The sequence below is a fragment of the Thiolapillus sp. genome (assembly GCF_048562965.1).
GTDB classification, from domain to species: Bacteria; Pseudomonadota; Gammaproteobacteria; order Chromatiales; family Chromatiaceae; genus Thiolapillus; species Thiolapillus brandeum_A.
Genome location: NZ_JBHNMF010000643.1, coordinates 1 through 1733 on the forward strand (window position 1 = coordinate 1; position 1733 = coordinate 1733).

General features: G+C 47.9%; 3 protein-coding genes. 2 read left to right on the top strand and 1 reads right to left on the bottom strand.

The window, feature by feature from the left end:
• On the top strand, positions 1 to 203 hold a 203-nt coding region (locus tag ACOCD2_RS18725), incomplete at its 5' end, for an ATP-binding protein (protein ID WP_293653689.1).
• A 24-nt stretch (positions 204 to 227) separates the two neighbouring features.
• Positions 228 to 449 carry a hypothetical protein gene (locus tag ACOCD2_RS18730; protein WP_293653688.1) on the top strand — a complete coding sequence of 74 codons (222 nt, stop codon included), beginning with the start codon at positions 228 to 230 and terminating at the stop codon, positions 447 to 449.
• Here ACOCD2_RS18730 and ACOCD2_RS18735 read toward each other — a convergent pair.
• Positions 389 to 1733, bottom strand: a 1345-nt coding sequence (locus tag ACOCD2_RS18735; RefSeq protein ID WP_419625889.1) for a hypothetical protein, incomplete at its 5' end; no start/stop codon positions are given. The genes ACOCD2_RS18730 and ACOCD2_RS18735 overlap by 61 nt on opposite strands.

The following is a 1733-nucleotide window of genomic DNA, read 5'->3' on the forward strand; positions in this document are numbered from 1 at the left end:
TGATCGAAGACCGGCATGGCCGGCGTTCCACTTTGATCGCCAGCCAGCTGCCCACGGAGCACTGGCACGACTACATCGGCGAGGCAACCCTGGCAGATGCCATTCTCGACCGGCTGCTGCACGGGGCGCACCGCCTCGAACTGCGGGGTGAATCAATGCGGAAACTCACCGCGAGCTTGACGGATCGTGACCGCTCAGAGTAAAAAACCCACTCCAGTGACGGGCCGGTGAGTACAGCGGTTACGATCAGTGGAATCGGCGGTCATCTTCAGTGGAATACGCACTTGCGCCAGAGGGAAAACAGTGCGGCCTCGCGGCTACTGGGGTCTACCAGCCTTCGCTTCGCTCTCCATGGCTGGCAGCGACTGTTACGTGCCTACTCTGTATATCAATCCACCGTTTCCGCTTCATCTTCCTTGACCTTGATGCCTTCAATAAACTTTGCATGAGTTTTCTTCAGATTCCGCAATGCTTGTTCACTGCCTATGTTGTAGTTCAGCTTGTCACGGATAAAGTGTAAACGGTGGTTGTTCTCTGTCAACAACAGGGACCACGTTTTCAGCCAAACAGTAACATCCATGTTTTTTGTGTAGCGGAATAGAACACCACCCTTATTTCCTTCGGCATTTAACTTAATGTCTGCATAATCATCATAATCATTCGAGATTATTAGGAAGTGCCATTTGGTGTCTACTCCCCGGAACCGTTCATCTTTCGCAACGGCGAAAGCGTAACCTTCAATTTGGTCTATTTCCTTCTTTCCAATTTTAACGTTTGGTCTCTTGAGTTCAACAACAAGATGTTCACGTTCGTTACCATGATTTCTTGGAATCTGACGGGATAGCATCAAGTCAACAATTCCCTTTCTCCCGTCAACCCGCAACACTGGGTCATTGATAACGACATCAAGTCTCGAAAGTTCAGCGTGTTTCTTCAGAACTTCCGTCAATGACTTGTCATCTACCGATAGGGTAAAGGGTTCCCCGAATATCCAAGTATTCGCTGCAAGCAGTCTGTGAAGTTGGCTTCTTTCCTTTAGGTGATCTTTGTGGTTGTAAAGCAGTTGTTCCAATGCCGTTATAAAGTTGATGCGGTCTGCAACGATTCGGGACGCGCTGATAATTGAAGAAAGGGACGTATCCTCCAGAAGTTCAGCAAGTTGTTCCCTTGATGCTTTCGGAAGATTCAGAACTTCAGTCAGTATTTTCTGAAGATCTTCCGGGCTTTTCTCTATGGCATGTTTCAACATGCGGAATTGTAACTGCTTTGACTTCTTGTCCGCTTTGCTGAAATCTGGAAGGTTCTGGTTGACGTTGATTGCCACAATGTCAAAAACCTTCCGTTCAGCTTCTTCAACCGAGGTGACAGGTTCCCCTTGATAGGGGTAAATGTCTTCTTCCTTCCACTCTTCAAGCTGGTCTTTGGCTTCTTCTAACTGCCGTGCAATGAAGAAATCCTTGATAGTCTTGATTGCTTCTTTGCAGGCCGGACCGATTCCGATTGTCTGTCCTAAATCTGCAAGGGGTAGAAGATTCTGGTTGTGAAGGTCTCTGAAGTAGTCTGACTTTAGGTAAGCAGCATAGCCAAAGTCCCCAATACCCCGGATTTGCTTCATGTATGGTTCAAGCGGGAACCCATTACCGTCACAGAACCAGATTTCACGTTCTGAAAGGCTGTCCCACTCCACAAGATCAAGTTCTACCGGTTGTTGTTCTCCGTCTACTTCAATCGGT